Genomic DNA, 15,470 nt, shown 5'->3' on the forward strand with positions numbered 1-15,470 from the left:
GCGGCCGTGCTGGGCTCGGCCCTGGCCGGCATCGACGCCACGGTCGTCAACGTCGCGCTGCCCGCCCTGGGCGAGTCGCTGGACGCCGGGTTCTCCTCCCTGCAGTGGACGGTCTCGGCGTACGCCCTGACGCTGGCCTCGTTCATCCTGCTCGGCGGGACGCTGGGCGACCGGTTCGGACGGCGCCGGGTGTTCGTGGTCGGCGTGGTCTGGTTCGCCGTGGCGTCCCTGGCCTGTGGGCTGGCCCAGGACGTCGTCGTCCTCGTGGTGGCCCGCGCCGTCCAGGGCGTCGGCGCGGCGCTCCTCACTCCGGCCAGCCTCGCCCTGCTGCAGGTCACCTTCCGCGCCGAGGACCGGGCCCGGGCCATCGGCGCCTGGTCGGGCCTCGGCGGCGTGGCCACGGCGATCGGGCCGCTGCTCGGCGGCTGGCTGGTCGACGTCGCGTCGTGGCGCTGGGTGTTCCTCATCAACCTGCCGCTGGCCGCGGTGGTCGTGGTGCTGGCGCTGCGGCACGTGCCCGACTCCCACGACGAGGCGGCGGAGGACACCCCGGTCGACTGGACCGGGGGGCTCCTGGGCGCGGTGGCGCTGGGCGGGGTGACGCTCGCGCTCATCGAGGCCGCCCGCGGACCCGCGGTCGTCGTGCCGGGCGTGGTGGTGGGCCTCCTCGGCGCCGTCGCGTTCGTGGTCCGCGAGCGCCGGGCCCGCTACCCCGTGCTGCCGCTCGAGGCCTTCCGCACGGCGCAGTTCAGCGCCGTCAACGGCGTGACCTTCCTGGTGTACGGCGGCGTCGGGGTCGTCTTCTTCCTGCTGGTGCTCCAGCTGCAGGACGCGGCCGGGTTCGGCCCGGTCGCGGCGGGCTCGTCGCTGCTCCCGGTCACCGGCCTCATGCTGCTGCTCTCCGCCCGCTCGGGGGCGGTGGCGGCGCGCATCGGTCCGCGGCTGCAGATGACGCTCGGCCCGCTGGTGTGCGCCGGCGCGCTGCTGCTCCTCTCGGGCGTCGGCGACGGCGCCTCCTACGTGCCCGACGTGCTGCCGGGCGTCGTGCTGCTCGGGCTCGGCCTGGCGACCCTGGTCGCGCCGCTGACCGCGGCCGCGCTGGGCGCGGCCCCCGACGAGCACGCCGGGATGGCCTCGGGGGTCAACAACGCGGTGGCCCGCACCGGCGGCCTGGTCGCCGTGGCCGCGATCCCGGTGCTGGCCGGGGTGGCCGACGGGGCCCCCGACGGGTTCCGGCACGCGTGCTGGATCGCGGCGGGCCTGCTGGTGCTCGGCGGGGTCGTCGCCGCCCTCACGGTGCGGAGCGACGTCCTCGACCCCGACGAGCCGGGCACCACGCCCGACCGGGGCGCCGCGCCGGCCGAGCCGCCCCACCGGGACTGCTCGGTCGGCGCTCCCCCGCTGCGCCCGGGCACCCGTCGCTCAGCCGGCCCGACGCCCCCGCGGTGAGGACGGGCCCGACCGGACGTCGCTCGGGTCGGCCCGCTTGCGCACCTCGACGCCGTCCCTGACCGCCCCGTTGTCGGTGTCGTAGTCGGTCGGGTCGGACTTGCGCTTGCGGTGCGCCTTGTTGGCGCTGCCGGTGACCTCCTGCTTGTCGGTCAGGCCGTCGGCGTCGGTGTCGCGTCGCACCGGGTTGGTCACCCGGCGGCCGATGACGAACGAGCCCTGCCGGGTGCGCACCCGCTGCGCGATGCGGGAGCCGCTGGTCTCCTGGCCGTCGCGCAGGCCGTCCCGGTCGGTGTCCGCCGCGCAGGGGTTGGGCCGCACGCGACCGATCGTCGACCGGCCGCTGCGGAGCACCAGCTTCTGCTCGAGCACCGGCCCGCGGCGCTCGACGCCGTCGGCGAGGCCGTCGCGGTCGGTGTCGCGCCGCAGCGGGCTGGTCCGGCAGCCGGCGTACGGCACGACGACCCGGAGCACCTCGACCCCGTCGCCGACGCCGTCGTCGTCGCTGTCGGCGTCGCGCGGGTCGGTGCCCAGCGCCCGCTCCTGCGCGTCGGTCAGGCCGTCCTTGTCGCGGTCGAGCGAGCCGGGGTCGGCGCGGTCGTCTGCGGGGGCCTTCGGGTCGGTCCCGGCCGCCACCTCGGCGCCGTCGGTGACCCCGCCGTCGTCGCTGTCCATGTCGAGCGGATCGGTGCCCAGCGCCGCTTCCTGGGCGTCGGTCAGGCCGTCGCCGTCGCTGTCGGCGACCGTGGGCGTCGAGGCCGGGTCGAGGGGGTCGGTGCCCTCCGAGACCTCCACCCCGTCGGTGACGTCGTCACCGTCGGTGTCCGGCCGGACCGGCGAGGTGCCGGTGGTGCTGGTCTCGGCGCCGTCCTCCAGCCCGTCGTCGTCGGTGTCGGGGTCGGCCGGGTCGGTGCCGGCGACCTGCTCGGCGGGCCCGGTGAGCCCGTCCCCGTCGCCGTCGACGGCCGGGTCGTCGGCCGCGACGAGCGGGTCGGTGCCCAGCCCGACCTCCTGGCCGTCCGGCACGCCCCCGCCGTCGGTGTCGGCCTTCGTCGGGTCCGTCCCGGTCCGGCCGACCTCGACCCCGTCGGCGAGGCCGTCGCCGTCGGTGTCGGCCTTGGTCGGGTCGGTGCCGGCCCGGGCTTCCTCGGCCGCGGTCAGGCCGTCGCCGTCGGCGTCGCCGGCGGGGCGGTCGTCGGCGGCGTCGCGCGGGTCGAGGCCGTAGGCCACCTCGACGCCGTCGACCAGGCCGCCGTCGTCGGTGTCGGCATCGAGCGGGTCGGTCCGGCTCCCGCCGACCTCGACCCCGTCGGCGAGGCCGTCGTCGTCGGTGTCGGCGTCCGCCGGGTCGGTGCCGAGCTCGGCCTCGCGGGCGTCGGTGAGCCCGTCGCCGTCGCCGTCCGGGCTGACCGGTCGGTCGTCGGCCCCCTTGCCCGGGCGGGGATCGGTCCCGACCCCGACCTCGGCACCGTCGGGCACGCCGCCGTCGTCGGTGTCGGCGTCCTTCGGGTCGGTGCCGATGCTCACCTCCACGCCGTCGGGGAGACCGTCGTCGTCGGTGTCGGAGTCGGCCGGGTCGGTGCCGAGCGCGGCCTCGCGGGCGTCGGTGAGCCCGTCCCCGTCGCGGTCGACCGAGGCCGTGGGCAGGTCGTCGGCCCCGTTGCCCGCTCGCGGGTCGGTGCCGTAGCCCACCTCGGCCCCGTCGGTCACCCCGCCGTCGTCGGTGTCGGCGTCGGTCGGGTCGGTGTCGGTGCTGCGCACCTCGACCCCGTCGGAGAGGCCGTCGCCGTCGGTGTCCGGGTCGTCCGGGTCGGTGCCGGCCGCGACCTCCTGGACCACGTCGAGCCCGTCGCCGTCGACGTCGAGGCCGGCGACGGCATCGTCGGCCCCGTTGCCGGCGCGGGGATCGGTGCCGGCCGCGACCTCGTCACCGTCACGCACCCCACCGTCGTCGGTGTCGGCGTCGAGCGGGTCGGTGTCGGTGGTGTTGACCTCGGCGCCGTCGGTCAGGCCGTCGTCGTCGCTGTCCGGGTCGCGGGGGTCGGTGCCAGCGGTCTGCTCCTCCGCGTCGCTGAGACCGTCGGCGTCGGTGTCGACCGCCGAGCCGCCGCCACCGGCCGGGCACGCCAGCCCGCCGGCCGGGGTCGTCGCGGACACGGCCATCGGCCCGACGGCGAGGGCGAGGTCGACCAGCGGCCCGGTGGCGGCGGCGACCGAGAGGTCGACCGCGACGACCGACTCGAGGGTCGAGGTGGCCGACGTGGCCGTGGTCGTCGACTGCGGCCGGGCGGCGCGCAGGCCGAGGTCGACGGTCAGCAACCCGAGGTCGACCGGCACGTCGAGGGTGCCGCCGTCGTTGGGCACGGTCAGGGTCCGCCCGCCGACGACCACGGTGACCAGCGGCGCGTCGTAGTCGACCTCGCCGGCCGCGCCGCCCGACGTGGCGGTGAGCACGGCCGGGTCGGCCACCTTGACCACCACGAGGCCGCCGAGCAGCGAGACGTCGCCCACCTCGGTGGTCGTGGTGGACCGGACGAGGTCGGTGTCCCCGGGCCGGTCGACGACCTCGGTCGTCGACGTGGTCGTGGACGCCGCGACCTGCGCCACCGACGCCACCGCCGGCAGCCCGGGCAGGCTGAACCCGGCCAGGGTCAGCGCGGCCAGCTCGGTGCGGGCCGAGCCCAGCTGCGGCAGGCAGCGCTCGGCGTCGTACGCCGCGGCCAGGTCGGTCGAGAGCAGCCCGACGTCGGCCAGGGAGCCGAGGCGCAGGGGCAGGAGCTCCCGCTCCCGGGGGTCGCCGCCGGGCGGCGCGGTGACCGTGGCCCGGTCGACCGGCACGTCGGTGCCGCCGACGGCGAGCTCGGCGTTGGCGCCCGTCGACGTGGTGGCCGGGGACGCGGCCGGGTCGGTGCCGGTCTGCGCGTGGCCGACGGCGACGTCGGCGAGCGACCCGCCGACCAGGTCGGCGTCGACGGACACGATGTCGCCGTGGGCCGCAGCGGCGTAGCCACCGGGTGGGGCGGCCGCGCGGGCCGAGTCGGCCGGCGGGGAGACCAGGACGGCGGTGGCCGCGATGGTGACCAGGGCGGTGCCCAGGACGGGGAGGGGACGCAGGACGGGCAGGGACATGGGAGCACTCCGAGGGAGGGTGGGGGGAACCTCGCTCGGCCCTGTACCCCCTCGGGCGCCGTCCATGAACGGCGTCCCTAGGGTGGAGGGCATGTCAGAAGCCCAGAAGCCCGAGATCGACTTCCCCGGCCCCGAGACGCCGACCGACCTCGTCGTCACCGACGTCACCGTCGGCGACGGCCCCGAGGCCGCCGCCGGCCAGACCGTCAAGGTCCACTACGTCGGCGTCGCCCACTCCACCGGCGAGGAGTTCGACGCCTCCTACAACCGCGGTGAGCCGCTGCAGTTCCGCCTCGGCATCGGCCAGGTCATCTCCGGCTGGGACCAGGGCGTGCAGGGCATGAAGGTCGGCGGACGCCGCCAGCTCGTCATCCCGCCGCACCTCGGGTACGGCGACCGCGGCGCCGGCGGTGTCATCAAGCCCGGCGAGACGCTGATCTTCGTCGTCGACCTGCTCGAGGTGCGCTGACCGGTCCGGTCAGCCCCGGTCTACCAGGGGAAGTCGTCGGGCGTGGACCCGTCGGCGACCCGCGCCTGCTGGGCGGCGACCTGCACCAGGTCGCCGTTCACCAGCGACCGGCCCCGGCGGGTCTCGGGCACGCCGTTGACGCGCACGACGCCCCCGGCCAGCAGCTCCTTGGCCGCCGAGCCCGAGTCGACGAGGTCGGCCAGCTTGAGGAACTGGCCGAGCTTGATCGACTCGTCCTCGATGCGGACGTTCCTGATCTCAGACATGGTGACTAGTCAATCACCACGGACACGGCGTGGATCAGCACCCCGACCAGTCCGCCGACCACGGTCCCGTTGATCCGGATGAACTGCAGGTCGCGCCCGACGTGCAGCTCGATCCGGTCGGCCGCCTCCTTGCCGTCCCAGCGCTCGATGGTGCTGGTGATGACGGTGGTCAGCTCGCGTCCGTAGCGGTCGACGACGAACACCACGGCGTCCGCCGCACGGCCGTCGAGGCGCGCCCGCAGCTCGGCGTCGTCGCCGAGCCGGGTCGCGAAGGCCTCCACCTCGGTCATCAGCCGCAGCCGTACGGCGCCCTGCGGGTCGGCCAGCGACTCCGAGAGCGCGCGCTGGAGGGCCTGCCACACCGAGATGCCGGTGCGGACGACGGCCGGGTGGTCGAGCAGCCGGTCCTTGAGCCGCTCGGCCCGCTGCTGGGTGTCCTCGTCCTCGAGGAGGTCGGTGGCCAGCTGCCGCAGCAGCCGGTCGATGGCCTGGCGGGCGCGGTGGTCGGGGTCGGAGCGGATGTCGCCGATCCAGCGCACGATCTCCACGTGCACCCGGGCGGTGACCCGCTCGTTGACGCTCTCGGGCGCCCACCACGGCGCCCGCTCCCCCAGCACGTCCTGCACGGTGCGCGGGTTCTCGCGCAGCCAATCGTGCAGCTCGGCCAGGCCGAGGTCGACCAGCTGGTGGTGCAGTCCGTCGTCGAGCACGCTGGTCAGCAGGCCGCCCAGCAGCGGTGAGATCGGCTCCTCGTGGAACCGCGGCACCAGGGCCTCGGTCACCAGGGCCTCGACGTGCTCGTCGCGCACCTTGGACAGGGCGATCGTGGCCACCTCGGCGACCTCGCGCACGACCCGCTCGGCGTGCTCCTCCTCGCCCAGCCAGGCCGACACGCGGGCGGAGACGCCGACGGCGTCGAGGCGCTCGCGGATGACCTGCTCCTGCAGGAAGTTGTCGGTGACGAAGTCCTGGAGGCCGCGGCCCAGCTCGTCCTTGCGCCGGGGCACCAGCGCGGTGTGCGGGACGGGCAGGCCGAGCGGGTGGCGGAAGAGCGCCGTCACGGCGAACCAGTCGGCGATCGCGCCGACCATGGAGGCCTCGGCGCCGGCGTTGACGAAGCCGAGGAACCCGTCCTGGCCCAGCGTGACGACGTACACGACGGCGGCGAGGGCGAGCAGCCCACCGGCCACGCCGCGCATCCGGCGCAGGGCGCGACGCCGCTCGGCGTCGGCGGCGGTGTCGCCGGAGACCTGGGGACCCGCGGTCGCGGCGCTCACGGGCGCCCCTGCCGGACGCGCAGGCGGTCGGCCCGGCAGGCGTCGAGGTACGCCGAGGCCGACGGCCGCCACGACGCGACGACCCCGACCACCCCGATGGCCACCCACAGCCAGGCCTGCGGGCCCAGCACCAGCCACAGCAGCGAGACGACGGCCAGCACCGTGGCGACCACCCGCGCCCACCCCCGGCCGCGGCGCAGGGCCCGGGCCAGCAGGAGGTAGACCACGCCCGCCAGCAGCGCGAGGACCAGGAACACCACCCCGACCACGGTCAGCACCGTGCGCCACCGCTCGTCCGACGCGGCGTCGGCCACCCGGCGGACGACCTCGGCCGAGCGCCCCTCCAGCCCGCGGTCGTTGATGAAGTCGGCCGCCGAGGCCGCCTTGTCGGCGTCGCCCAGCGTGCCGCGCACCCACAGCAGGAAGGCCGCGGCCGAGCCCACGGCGTACAGGGCGGCGATGCGGAACGACCAGACCGCGACGGTGACGGAGGTGGGGACCACCGGCGTGCGCCGGTCGTCGTACGACGGCGGCGGGTGGGCCGCGCCGGGCAGGGGTGTCGACACGGGGGCGAGTCTCCCCCACCGGGCGCGGCGCCGACGCCACCCGCCCGGGGCCGCGCGGGTCCCCGGTCCCAGCGGCCCCACGTGGAACACTGCCCCCGTGCGTACCGTCATCACCTTTGGCACGTTCGACGTCTTCCACGTCGGGCACCTGCGGGTCATCGAGCGGGCGGCCGCCCTCGGCGACCGACTCGTGGTCGGGGTCTCCGCCGACGAGCTCAACCTCCGCAAGAAGGGGCGGGCCCCGGTCTTCAGCCAGGCCGAGCGCCTCGAGATCGTCGCCGCCCTGCGGGCCGTCGACGAGGTCTTCGTCGAGGAGAGCCTCGAGCTCAAGCGCCAGTACGTCACCGAGCACCGCGCCGACGTGCTCGTCATGGGCGACGACTGGGCCGGGCGCTTCGACGAGCTGAAGGACGCCTGCGAGGTGGTCTACCTCCCCCGCACGCCCGCCATCTCCACCACCGCGCTCATCGAGAAGATCTCCAGCACCGGCTGATCCACCCCGACCGGCCGGTCCCGCCTCCTCTTCCCCGGAGCAGACCATCCCCTCCCTTTCCTGCCTCCCCGTCCTCGCGGCCTGCGTGCTCGCGGCGCTGCTCCTCCCGGTGGTGCCCGCCTCGGCCGGCCCGGCCCCCGCCCCCGCTGGCGCCGCTGCCGACGTCACCACCGTGCGCGCGAAGCCCGCGCCGACGCCGCCGCTGGTCGCCGCCGCCCGGGCGCTGGACGAGCCGGGCCGGGAGGCGACCCTGGCGCTGCGCGACCTGTTCCTGGCTCGCCCCACCCTCGGCGGCCTCGGCGACGACTTCGCCGGCGGGCTGCTGGCCCGGCCCACCGACCGCGGTGGCGACCCCTTCGACGACGGGTACGACACCCCCTCGACCCGGCGCTGCGGCCCCCGCGTCTGCGTGCACTGGGTGCGCTCCGGGCCCGACGCGCCGCCCTCGGCCCGCTGGGCCGCCACCACGCTCCGGGTGGTGGAGCGCGTGTGGCGCCACCACGTGACCCGGATGGGCTTCCGCGCCCCGCGGCCCGACGGCCAGCGCGGCGGCGACGCCCGCTTCGACGTCTACCTCAAGGACCTCGGCGTCCGCGGCCTGTACGGCTACTGCGCCCCCGAGGCGCTCGTGCCCGGGCAGCCGCGGCAGGCCAGCGGCTTCTGCGTGCTCGACGACGACTTCGCCCGCTCCCAGTTCGGCCGCGCCCCCCAGCAGACGCTCGAGGTCACCGCCGCCCACGAGTTCTTCCACGCCGTGCAGTTCGCCTACGACGTGCGTGAGGACCCCTGGCTGCTGGAGTCGACGGCCACCTGGATCGAGGAGCGGTTCGCCGACCGGGTCGACGACAACCGGGCCTACCTGCGCTTCGGGCAGCTCGGCCGGCCCCGCGTCCCCCTCGACCTGTTCGAGACCACCGGGTACGCCCACTACGGCAACTGGACCTTCTGGGAGCACCTCACCGACCGCTTCGGTCCCGGCCTGGTCCGCCGGGTCATCGAGCGCGCCGGCACCGGCGACGGGCTGCCCGACGAGTACTCCACCCAGGCGCTGGCGAGCGTCCTCGCGGCCCGCGGCGGCCTCCCCGCGGCCTACGCCTCCTACGCCGCCGACAACACCGTGCCCGCGCGCACCTACCCCGAGGGCGCCTCCTGGCCCGCGGCCCCCGTGGCGCGGCGCACCCTCTCCCGCACCGACCGGCGCGCGGTGCTGCGCACCCGCCTGGACCACCTCACGTCCCGCTCGGTGCGCCTCGTCCCGGCCCGCGGCCTCGGCAAGCGGTCGGGTGGGGGCTGGAAGGTGACCGTGACCGTCGACGCCCCCGACCGGGTCACCGCGCCGGCCGCCCGGCTCCTCGTCGTACGACGGGACGGGCGGGTGCGCGCCCGCCCGATCGCCCTGACCGAGCGGGGACTGGGTCGGGCCGTCGTGCGCCTCGACCGCCGCCGCGTCCGCTCGGTCACCGTGGCCGTCGTCAACGCCTCGACGCGCTTCCGCTGCGACCGCAGCTCGACCCTCTCCTGCCGCGGCGTCGCCGTCGACGACCGCCAGCCGTTCGTCGTCGAGGCCGTCCTGCGCCGCGCAGCCCGTCGCTGAGTCCCGCGCGTCCGGTCGCGCCCGGGAGTTCCGTCGCAGAAGTGGCAGTTTCTCCGGTTAACCGGAGTTTCTGCCCCCACCGCTGCACTCCCGGCACGAAACTGCCACTTCTGGCACGGAGTTCCGTGCCAGAAGTGGCAGTTTCTCCGGTCAACCGGAGATCTTGCCGGCCGCGCGCACCAGGCGCGGCCGTGCCGCGCTCAGCGCCGCGAGTAGTCCCGGAACCCGCGCTTGGTCTTGCGGCCGAGGTAGCCCGCGGTGACGAGGTGCTCCAGCAGCGGCGCCGGGGCGAAGCCGGGCTCGCGGAACTCCTGGTAGAGCTCGCGCTGGATGGCCAGCGAGACGTCGTTGCCGACGACGTCGAGCAGCTCGAAGGGGCCCATCGGCAGGGCACAGCCCTGCTTCATCGCAGTGTCGATGTCGTCGGCGGTGGCGTAGTGCTGCTCGAGCATCTTGACCGCGTCGTTGAGGTAGGGGAACAGCAGCGCGTTGACGATGAACCCGGCCCGGTCACCGCAGGAGACCGCGACCTTGCCGACCTTCGCGCACAGGGCCCGGGTGGTCTCGGTGACGTCGTCGTCGGTGGAGACGGTCGAGACGACCTCGACCAGCTTCATGACGGTGGCGGGGTTGAAGAAGTGCATCCCGATGACGTCCTGCGGCCGCTGGGTCACCTTGGCCATCGCGATGATCGGCAGCGAGGAGGTCGTGGTGGCCAGGATCGCACCGGGCTTGCAGATCTCGTCGAGGTTCTCGAACAGGGTCGTCTTGACCGCGAGGTCCTCGGCGATCGCCTCGACGACGATGTCGACGGACCCGAGGTCGTCGAGCTTGATCGAGCCGGTCAGGCGGCCGAGCACCTCGGTCTTGGCCTCCTCGGTGGCCCGACCACGCTGGATCTGCTTGTCGAAGTTCTTGGTGATGGTGGTGACGACCCCGTCGACCTTGTCCTGGCTGCGGCCGACGTACAGCACGTCGTACCCGGCCTTGGCGAAGACCTCGACGATGCCCGCGGCCATGGTGCCGGTGCCGACGACACCGACCTGGCGGATGTCGTGCCGGAGCTGCGGCGCCTCGTCGGCCGACGGCGTGGCGGCGTCGGGGACGACCACGGGGCTGTCGACCGACTCGTAGGTGTAGAACCCGCGGCCGGTCTTGCGGCCGAGCAGGCCCGCGGTGACCATCTGCTTGAGGATCGGGGTCGGCGCGTGCAGGCGGTCGCGACCCTGGCGGTACATCGTCTCCAGGATCTCGTACGCCGTGTCGAGGCCGATCAGGTCGAGCAGGGCCAGCGGACCCATCGGGTAGCCGCAGCCGAAGCGCATGGCGGCGTCGATGTCCTCGCGGGTGGCGTAGCGGCCCTCGAACATCGAGGCCGCGTGGTTGAGGTAGCCGAAGAGCAGCGTGTTGGCGATGAAGCCGGCCTTGTCGCCGCACACGACCGGGCTCTTGCCGAGCGAGCCGAGCAGCGCCTGCACGTCGGCCAGCACCGACGGCTCGGTGACCACGGTGCGCACGACCTCGACGAGGTCCTGGACGGGCGCGGGGTTGAAGAAGTGGACGCCGATGACGCGCCCGGGGGCCGAGGTGGCCGAGGACAGCTCGGTCACCGACAGCGAGGACGTGTTGGTGGCCAGCACCGTCTCGGGCCGGACGATGCCGTCGAGGTCCTGGAAGATGCCCTTCTTGACGTCCATGGACTCCACCACGGCCTCGACCACGAGGTCGGCGTCGGCGAGGTCCTTGAGCTCGGTCGTGAACCGCACCCGGTCGAGCAGCGCGGACTGCTCCTCGGCGGTCATCTTCTCGCGCTTGACGGCGCGGCCGGTGGAGGCGGTGACGTGCTGGCGCCCGCGCTCGACACCGGCGTCGTCCACCTCGACGCCGACGACGTCGTACCCGTGGCGGGCGAAGACCTCGACGATGCCGGCGCCCATGGTGCCGAGACCGACGACGCCGATCGTGGTGAAGGTGCGGGTGCCGGGCTCGGTGGTCTCCGGGCTGCTCTGGCTCGTCATGGCGCGCATCATGGCACGCAGGAACGGGCCCCGGGACCGATGTTCACTCGTCGGTAACTTGTGACCTTCACCGCACTCGAGGACGGGTCGGACGCACCAGGCGGCGCTCCATCACGACCCGCGGACCGGGCTCGTCGAGCAGCAAGGCCCGCTCCGCCGCACGGAGGTCGCGCTGGAACGGCTCCCACCGCTCCTCGGGCACCTCGACGAAGCCCAGGCCGAGGTAGAAGGGGCCGTTCCACGGCACGTCGCGGAAGGTGGTGAGCGACATGACGTCGTACCCGGATAACCGGGCCTCCTCCATCGCCGCCCGCACCAGCGCGGTGCCGGTGCCCCGCCGCGTGTACGCCGGCAGCACGGAGACCTGGTCGAGGTGGGCGTGCAGGGCGTGCGGGACGACGTGGGCGAACCCGACGAGCCGTCGGTCCTCGGTGGCCACGAGCAGGTGGCCGACGCTGTCGCGCTCGGCGCCGCTGGGGGCCCGGGCGAGCAGCGCAGGCACGACCCGGTCGCCGAAGTGCTCGGCGAACATCGCTCCCCCGGCGTCCTCCACCGCCGCCACGCGGCGCAGGTCGGAGGGGCGCGCGGGACGCACGACCGGGCCGGTCACGATCCACCTGCTCTCGGTTTGGGGGCGGCCCGACCGGACAGGAGTCGAGGACGCGCGGGCACGACGCCCGGGCGCCACCCCACGGAAGGACACCCGGATGTTCCACCCTGCCACACGCCGCGTCGCCCCTGGCCTCGCCGGTGCCGCCCTCCTCGTCGCGAGCCTGACCGCCTGCGGCGGGGGCGGCGACAGCGCCCCGGAGGACGCCTCGCAGGAGGAGTTCTGCCAGGCCTTCAACGCCCGGCCGGGCGACGGCGGTGAACCATCCGTCGACGAGGTGCACGACTACGCCGACAAGCTCGAGGAGGTCGGGACACCGGAGTCGGTCACGGGTGACGCCCGCAGCGGCTACGAGGTCTTCGTCGACTTCCTCTCCAGCATCGACGACGGCGACATCGAGGACCTGCAGTCCGATGACCCCGAGAGCTCCTTCAGCGGGGAGGAGGAGAAGCAGGTCGAGGCTTTCTTCTCCTCCGACGCCCTGACCGAGTGCGTCTCCGCCGACCTGCCGGACACCTCGGACCTGCCGACCGACCTGCCGACCGACCTGCCCAGCTGATCTGCCCAGCTGATCTGCCCAGCTGATCTGCCCAGCTGATCTGCCCAGCTGGTCTGCCCAGCTGACCCACCCCGGTGACCCGGGCGCGGGCCACGCGTAGATTCACCCCTCGTGAGACTCGTCGTGGCCCGCTGCCAGGTCGACTACGCCGGTCGCCTCACCGCGCACCTGCCGATGGCGACCCGGGTGCTGATGATCAAGGCCGACGGCTCGGTCCTCGTCCACTCCGACGGCGGCTCCTACAAGCCGCTGAACTGGATGAGCCCGCCCTGCACCCTGCGCGAGGGCACGACCGACGACGGCGCCCTCGAGTGGACCGTCACCAGCAAGACCGACGACACGCTCCGCATCCTCATCGAGGAGGTCGTCCACGACTCCTCGCACGACCTCGGGGTCGACCCGGGCCTGCGCAAGGACGGCGTCGAGAAGCACCTGCAGGAGCTGCTGGCCGAGCACCCGGCGACCCTGGCCGAGGGACTGACCCTCGTGCGCCGCGAGTTCCCGACCGCCATCGGCCCGGTCGACCTGATGTGCCGCGACGCCGCCGGGTCGAGCGTCGCGGTCGAGATCAAGCGGCGCGGCGAGATCGACGGGGTCGAGCAGCTCACCCGCTACCTCGAGCTGCTCAACCGCGACCCGCTGCTCACCGCCAACGGCGCGGTCCGCGGCATCCTCGCCGCCCAGGAGATCAAGCCCCAGGCCCGGGTGCTGGCCACCGACCGCGGCATCGCGTGCGCGGTCGTCGACTACGACGCCCTGCGCGGCATCGACGACTCCGAGCACCGGCTCTTCTAGGAGACCGGCCGTGCGGATCTTCCACATCGCGACCGTCGCCGACTGGGACGCCGCCCGCGCCACCGGCCGCTACACGACCTCCACCCGGGGCCGCACCCTGGCCGAGGAGGGCTTCATCCACGCCAGCCGCGGTGACCAGTGGCAGGCCGTGCGCGAGCGCTGGTACGCCGGCGTCGAGGAGCCGCTGGTGCTGCTCGTCGTCGACCCGGAGCTGCTGACCTCCCCCGTCATCGAGGAAGAGGTGCCCGGCGGCGAGGTGTTCCCGCACGTCTACGGGCCGATCGACGTCGCCGCGGTGGTCCGCACGATCCCCCTCGACGACGCAGCGCCCGCGCCCCAGCCCGCCGCTGTGCCCACCGACCCGGCCGCGCCTGCGCCGGCACCGACGCCGTCCGGGGCACCGTCCGAGGCGTCGTTCAGCCGCGTCTACTTCCAGGAGATGTTCCGCAACCTGCTCGTCGCGAGCATCGTCCTGGCCGTCGTGGTCGCCGGCACCCTGCTCGGCGGCCTCGCCGGCGAGTGGGGCCCGATCACCGGGGCCGTCGTCGGCCTGGTGGTCGGGGTCCTGCTGGTCCGACGGCTGCCGCGACCGGCCGGCAGGTAGGTTCCCCGCGTGCTGCCCCGACGTCCCGCGCTCGCCGTGCCGGCCCTGCTGATCGCCGTCGCGGCCGCGACGGCCGGCTGCTCCGGCGACGAGGCGAGCGACGTGGCCTCCACGACCTGCGGCGAGGTCCGGGCGATGACGGCCACCGAGCGCCTCGACCTGCTCGCGGCCCTGGCCCGCAGCCAGGGCGACCCGGGACGCGCGTACGCCGACGCCGACACCGCGACGCGCGAGACGATGGCCGCGCGGCTGCTCGAGGGGTGCCGCGACGCCGACGCCGACGAGCCGCTGCAGGAGGTCAGCGCGTTCCCGACCCCGAGCGCCACCCCCACGGCGTCGCGCTGAGCCCGATCCAGGCTAGGTTGAACGCCGTGACTGCCGTGACTCCCACCCGAATCCGCCCCGTGCTCCGTGCCGGCCTCGTCGCCGCGGCCCTCCTCTCCCTCGCCGCCTGTGGTGGCATCGCCGACGACGCGCCCACCAACGCCAGCGTCGAGGAGTTCTGCACCACCTACTACGACCTCGAGTCCTCCGCCGAGGACGTCGCCCAGAAGCTGGCCGAGACCGGCACGCCCGAGGGCATCGGCGAGCAGGAGCGCGACGGCTTCGAGCTGTACGTCGACGCGCTCAACGACGAGGGCGGCACCGCCAACGGCGACGTCACCAGCGTCGAGGTCCCGCAGGACGACAAGGCCGACGGCGAGGCGTTCATCGCCTACGCCGACACCACCTGCGCCGACTACGTGCCCGGCGCCGCCCCGGGTGACGCCCCCTCGGAGCCCACCGAGGGCGCCAGCTGAGCGACGACGTCGTCGGCGCAGCCCCACGACAGCGTCACCCCGGCCCCGCCGTGGCCGTAGCAGTGCACCACCCGGCCGGCCCGGTGCAGACGCACCTCGGGTCGGCCGGGTCGTAGTCCGACCTTGTGCCGCAGCACCCGCGCTCCCGCCAGGCCCGGCACCAGCTCCGTGGCGCGGGCCAGCAGGTCGCGCGCGACCTCGGGCGACGGCGTACGGCTCCACTCGCCGTCGTCGGCGGTGCCGCCCACCACGATCTCCTCGCGCCGCGGCACGACGTACGTCGGACCGCGCCCGTCCAGCGCCCAGCGCTCGAGCCCGACCTGCTCGACCAGCACCACCTGGCCCGCCACCGGGGTGACGGAGCGGTCGTCGCCGAGGAGGCGCGCCCCGAGGCCCGAGCAGTTGACGACCAGGTCGTCCTCGCCGTCGCCCGGCGGGTCGGGCAGGCGCGCGAGGTTGAGTCGCGTGATCGTGCCGCCGAGGTCCTCGACCCGGGCGACCAGCCAGCGCAGGTAGCGCGGCATGTCGACGACCGGGGCGGTGACCTCGCCGCGCTGGGCGTCGGTGCCGGGCAGCACCCGCACGCCGTGGTCGCCGTGCTCGTCCGGCCGGCCGGCGAGGTCGGTGAAGACCTCCTCGCTGCGCGCGGTCCAGCGCGCCACCGCCTCGGGCGGCCCGGCGCGGTAGGGGAAGACCAGGGCGGCGGCGACCGCGGAGGTCGTCTCGAGCGGCAGGTCGCGGGCGACGACGTCGACCCGGTGACCCGCTTCGAGCAGGCGGACGGCGCAGGTCAGACCGACGACGCCTGCTCCGACGACGATGACCCGACCCATGCGGGCCA

The 15,470-nt window shown here is 74.8% G+C and carries 16 protein-coding genes; 9 read left to right on the forward strand and 7 right to left on the reverse strand.

Annotated features, from left to right (window positions below; all coding sequences use genetic code 11):
• Positions 1-6: 6 nt before the first annotated feature.
• The gene (locus FJQ57_RS12620) at positions 7-1,449 is read left to right on the forward strand and encodes an MFS transporter (protein WP_246081784.1); all 1,443 of its coding nucleotides are present in this window, start codon (positions 7-9) and stop codon (positions 1,447-1,449) included.
• On the opposite strand, the gene FJQ57_RS12625 is transcribed toward FJQ57_RS12620, so the two are convergent.
• A complete protein-coding gene (locus FJQ57_RS12625; RefSeq protein WP_139980802.1) occupies positions 1,423-4,578 on the reverse strand; it encodes a hypothetical protein in 3,156 nt (1,051 codons plus the stop codon). The two genes, FJQ57_RS12620 and FJQ57_RS12625, sit on opposite strands and share 27 nt — an antisense overlap.
• A 91-nt stretch (positions 4,579-4,669) precedes the next feature.
• Between FJQ57_RS12625 and FJQ57_RS12630 the strand changes: the two genes are divergently transcribed.
• Complete coding sequence (locus FJQ57_RS12630) at positions 4,670-5,047, forward strand: FKBP-type peptidyl-prolyl cis-trans isomerase (RefSeq protein ID WP_211348913.1); 378 nt, start codon at positions 4,670-4,672, stop codon at positions 5,045-5,047.
• A gap of 20 nt (positions 5,048-5,067) precedes the next feature.
• On the opposite strand, the gene FJQ57_RS12635 is transcribed toward FJQ57_RS12630, so the two are convergent.
• The 3 genes from FJQ57_RS12635 to FJQ57_RS12645 are packed head-to-tail and all read right to left on the reverse strand — an operon-like array spanning position 5,068 to position 7,156.
• On the reverse strand, positions 5,068-5,313 hold the full coding sequence (locus tag FJQ57_RS12635) for an RNA-binding S4 domain-containing protein (protein WP_139980806.1): 246 nt from the start codon (positions 5,311-5,313) through the stop codon (positions 5,068-5,070).
• Positions 5,314-5,318: 5 nt separating this feature from the next.
• Entirely contained in the window at positions 5,319-6,590 is a 1,272-nt protein-coding gene (locus tag FJQ57_RS12640; RefSeq protein WP_246081785.1) for a DUF445 domain-containing protein, read from the reverse strand.
• Positions 6,587-7,156: a hypothetical protein gene (locus FJQ57_RS12645; RefSeq protein WP_139980808.1), complete on the reverse strand. Its 570-nt coding sequence runs from the start codon at positions 7,154-7,156 to the stop codon at positions 6,587-6,589. The genes FJQ57_RS12640 and FJQ57_RS12645 overlap by 4 nt, the downstream gene beginning before the upstream one ends.
• A 97-nt stretch (positions 7,157-7,253) precedes the next feature.
• Here FJQ57_RS12645 and FJQ57_RS12650 point away from each other — a divergent pair, with 97 nt between their 5' ends.
• Together FJQ57_RS12650 and FJQ57_RS22530 are read left to right on the forward strand one after the other, a co-directional pair.
• Positions 7,254-7,649, forward strand: a complete 396-nt coding sequence (locus FJQ57_RS12650; RefSeq protein WP_139980810.1) for an FAD synthase family protein — start codon at positions 7,254-7,256, stop codon at positions 7,647-7,649.
• An 85-nt stretch (positions 7,650-7,734) separates the two neighbouring features.
• Positions 7,735-9,243, forward strand: coding sequence for an MXAN_6640 family putative metalloprotease (locus FJQ57_RS22530; protein ID WP_170219417.1), 1,509 nt, complete (start codon positions 7,735-7,737; stop codon positions 9,241-9,243).
• A gap of 200 nt (positions 9,244-9,443) precedes the next feature.
• On the opposite strand, the gene FJQ57_RS12655 is transcribed toward FJQ57_RS22530, so the two are convergent.
• Both FJQ57_RS12655 and FJQ57_RS12660 read right to left on the reverse strand, forming a co-directional pair.
• Positions 9,444-11,261, reverse strand: a complete 1,818-nt coding sequence (locus FJQ57_RS12655; RefSeq protein WP_246081786.1) for a 3-hydroxyacyl-CoA dehydrogenase family protein — start codon at positions 11,259-11,261, stop codon at positions 9,444-9,446.
• A 67-nt stretch (positions 11,262-11,328) separates the two neighbouring features.
• Positions 11,329-11,871: a GNAT family N-acetyltransferase gene (locus FJQ57_RS12660; RefSeq protein ID WP_139980814.1), complete on the reverse strand. Its 543-nt coding sequence runs from the start codon at positions 11,869-11,871 to the stop codon at positions 11,329-11,331.
• Between the two features lie 97 nt (positions 11,872-11,968).
• On the opposite strand from FJQ57_RS12660, the gene FJQ57_RS12665 reads away from it, so the two are divergent.
• The 5 genes from FJQ57_RS12665 (at position 11,969) to FJQ57_RS12685 (ending at position 14,629) form a co-directional block, all read left to right on the forward strand.
• The gene (locus tag FJQ57_RS12665) at positions 11,969-12,430 is read left to right on the forward strand and encodes a hypothetical protein (RefSeq protein WP_139980815.1); all 462 of its coding nucleotides are present in this window, start codon (positions 11,969-11,971) and stop codon (positions 12,428-12,430) included.
• Between the two features lie 111 nt (positions 12,431-12,541).
• Positions 12,542-13,225, forward strand: a complete 684-nt coding sequence (gene nucS, locus FJQ57_RS12670) for an endonuclease NucS (RefSeq protein WP_139980817.1) — start codon at positions 12,542-12,544, stop codon at positions 13,223-13,225.
• Between the two features lie 10 nt (positions 13,226-13,235).
• Positions 13,236-13,829 carry a DUF952 domain-containing protein gene (locus FJQ57_RS12675; RefSeq protein WP_139980819.1) on the forward strand — a complete coding sequence of 198 codons (594 nt, stop codon included), beginning with the start codon at positions 13,236-13,238 and terminating at the stop codon, positions 13,827-13,829.
• 9 nt (positions 13,830-13,838) lie between these two features.
• A complete protein-coding gene (locus FJQ57_RS12680; RefSeq protein WP_139980821.1) occupies positions 13,839-14,174 on the forward strand; it encodes a hypothetical protein in 336 nt (111 codons plus the stop codon).
• 26 nt (positions 14,175-14,200) lie between these two features.
• On the forward strand, positions 14,201-14,629 hold the full coding sequence (locus FJQ57_RS12685; protein WP_139980823.1) for a hypothetical protein: 429 nt from the start codon (positions 14,201-14,203) through the stop codon (positions 14,627-14,629).
• Here FJQ57_RS12685 and FJQ57_RS12690 read toward each other — a convergent pair.
• Positions 14,569-15,462, reverse strand: coding sequence for an FAD-dependent oxidoreductase (locus FJQ57_RS12690; protein ID WP_139980825.1), 894 nt, complete (start codon positions 15,460-15,462; stop codon positions 14,569-14,571). The genes FJQ57_RS12685 and FJQ57_RS12690 overlap by 61 nt on opposite strands.
• Positions 15,463-15,470 lie beyond the last annotated feature (8 nt).

It is taken from the genome of Nocardioides litoris, from assembly GCF_006346315.1.
In the GTDB taxonomy this organism is placed as follows: Bacteria; Actinomycetota; Actinomycetes; order Propionibacteriales; family Nocardioidaceae; genus Nocardioides; species Nocardioides litoris.

What these genes read in the sequence shown, in the direction of transcription:
- FJQ57_RS12625 (WP_139980802.1), bottom strand. Translation starts at nt 4,578, where the DNA reads ATGTCCCTGCCCGTCCTGCGTCCCCTCCCCGTCCTGGGCACCGCCCTG.
- FJQ57_RS12690 (WP_139980825.1), bottom strand. Translation starts at nt 15,462, where the DNA reads ATGGGTCGGGTCATCGTCGTCGGAGCAGGCGTCGTCGGTCTGACCTGC.
- FJQ57_RS12655 (WP_246081786.1), bottom strand. Translation starts at nt 11,261, where the DNA reads ATGACGAGCCAGAGCAGCCCGGAGACCACCGAGCCCGGCACCCGCACC.
- FJQ57_RS12665 (WP_139980815.1), top strand. Translation starts at nt 11,969, where the DNA reads ATGTTCCACCCTGCCACACGCCGCGTCGCCCCTGGCCTCGCCGGTGCC.
- FJQ57_RS12630 (WP_211348913.1), top strand. Translation starts at nt 4,670, where the DNA reads ATGTCAGAAGCCCAGAAGCCCGAGATCGACTTCCCCGGCCCCGAGACG.
- FJQ57_RS12635 (WP_139980806.1), bottom strand. Translation starts at nt 5,313, where the DNA reads ATGTCTGAGATCAGGAACGTCCGCATCGAGGACGAGTCGATCAAGCTC.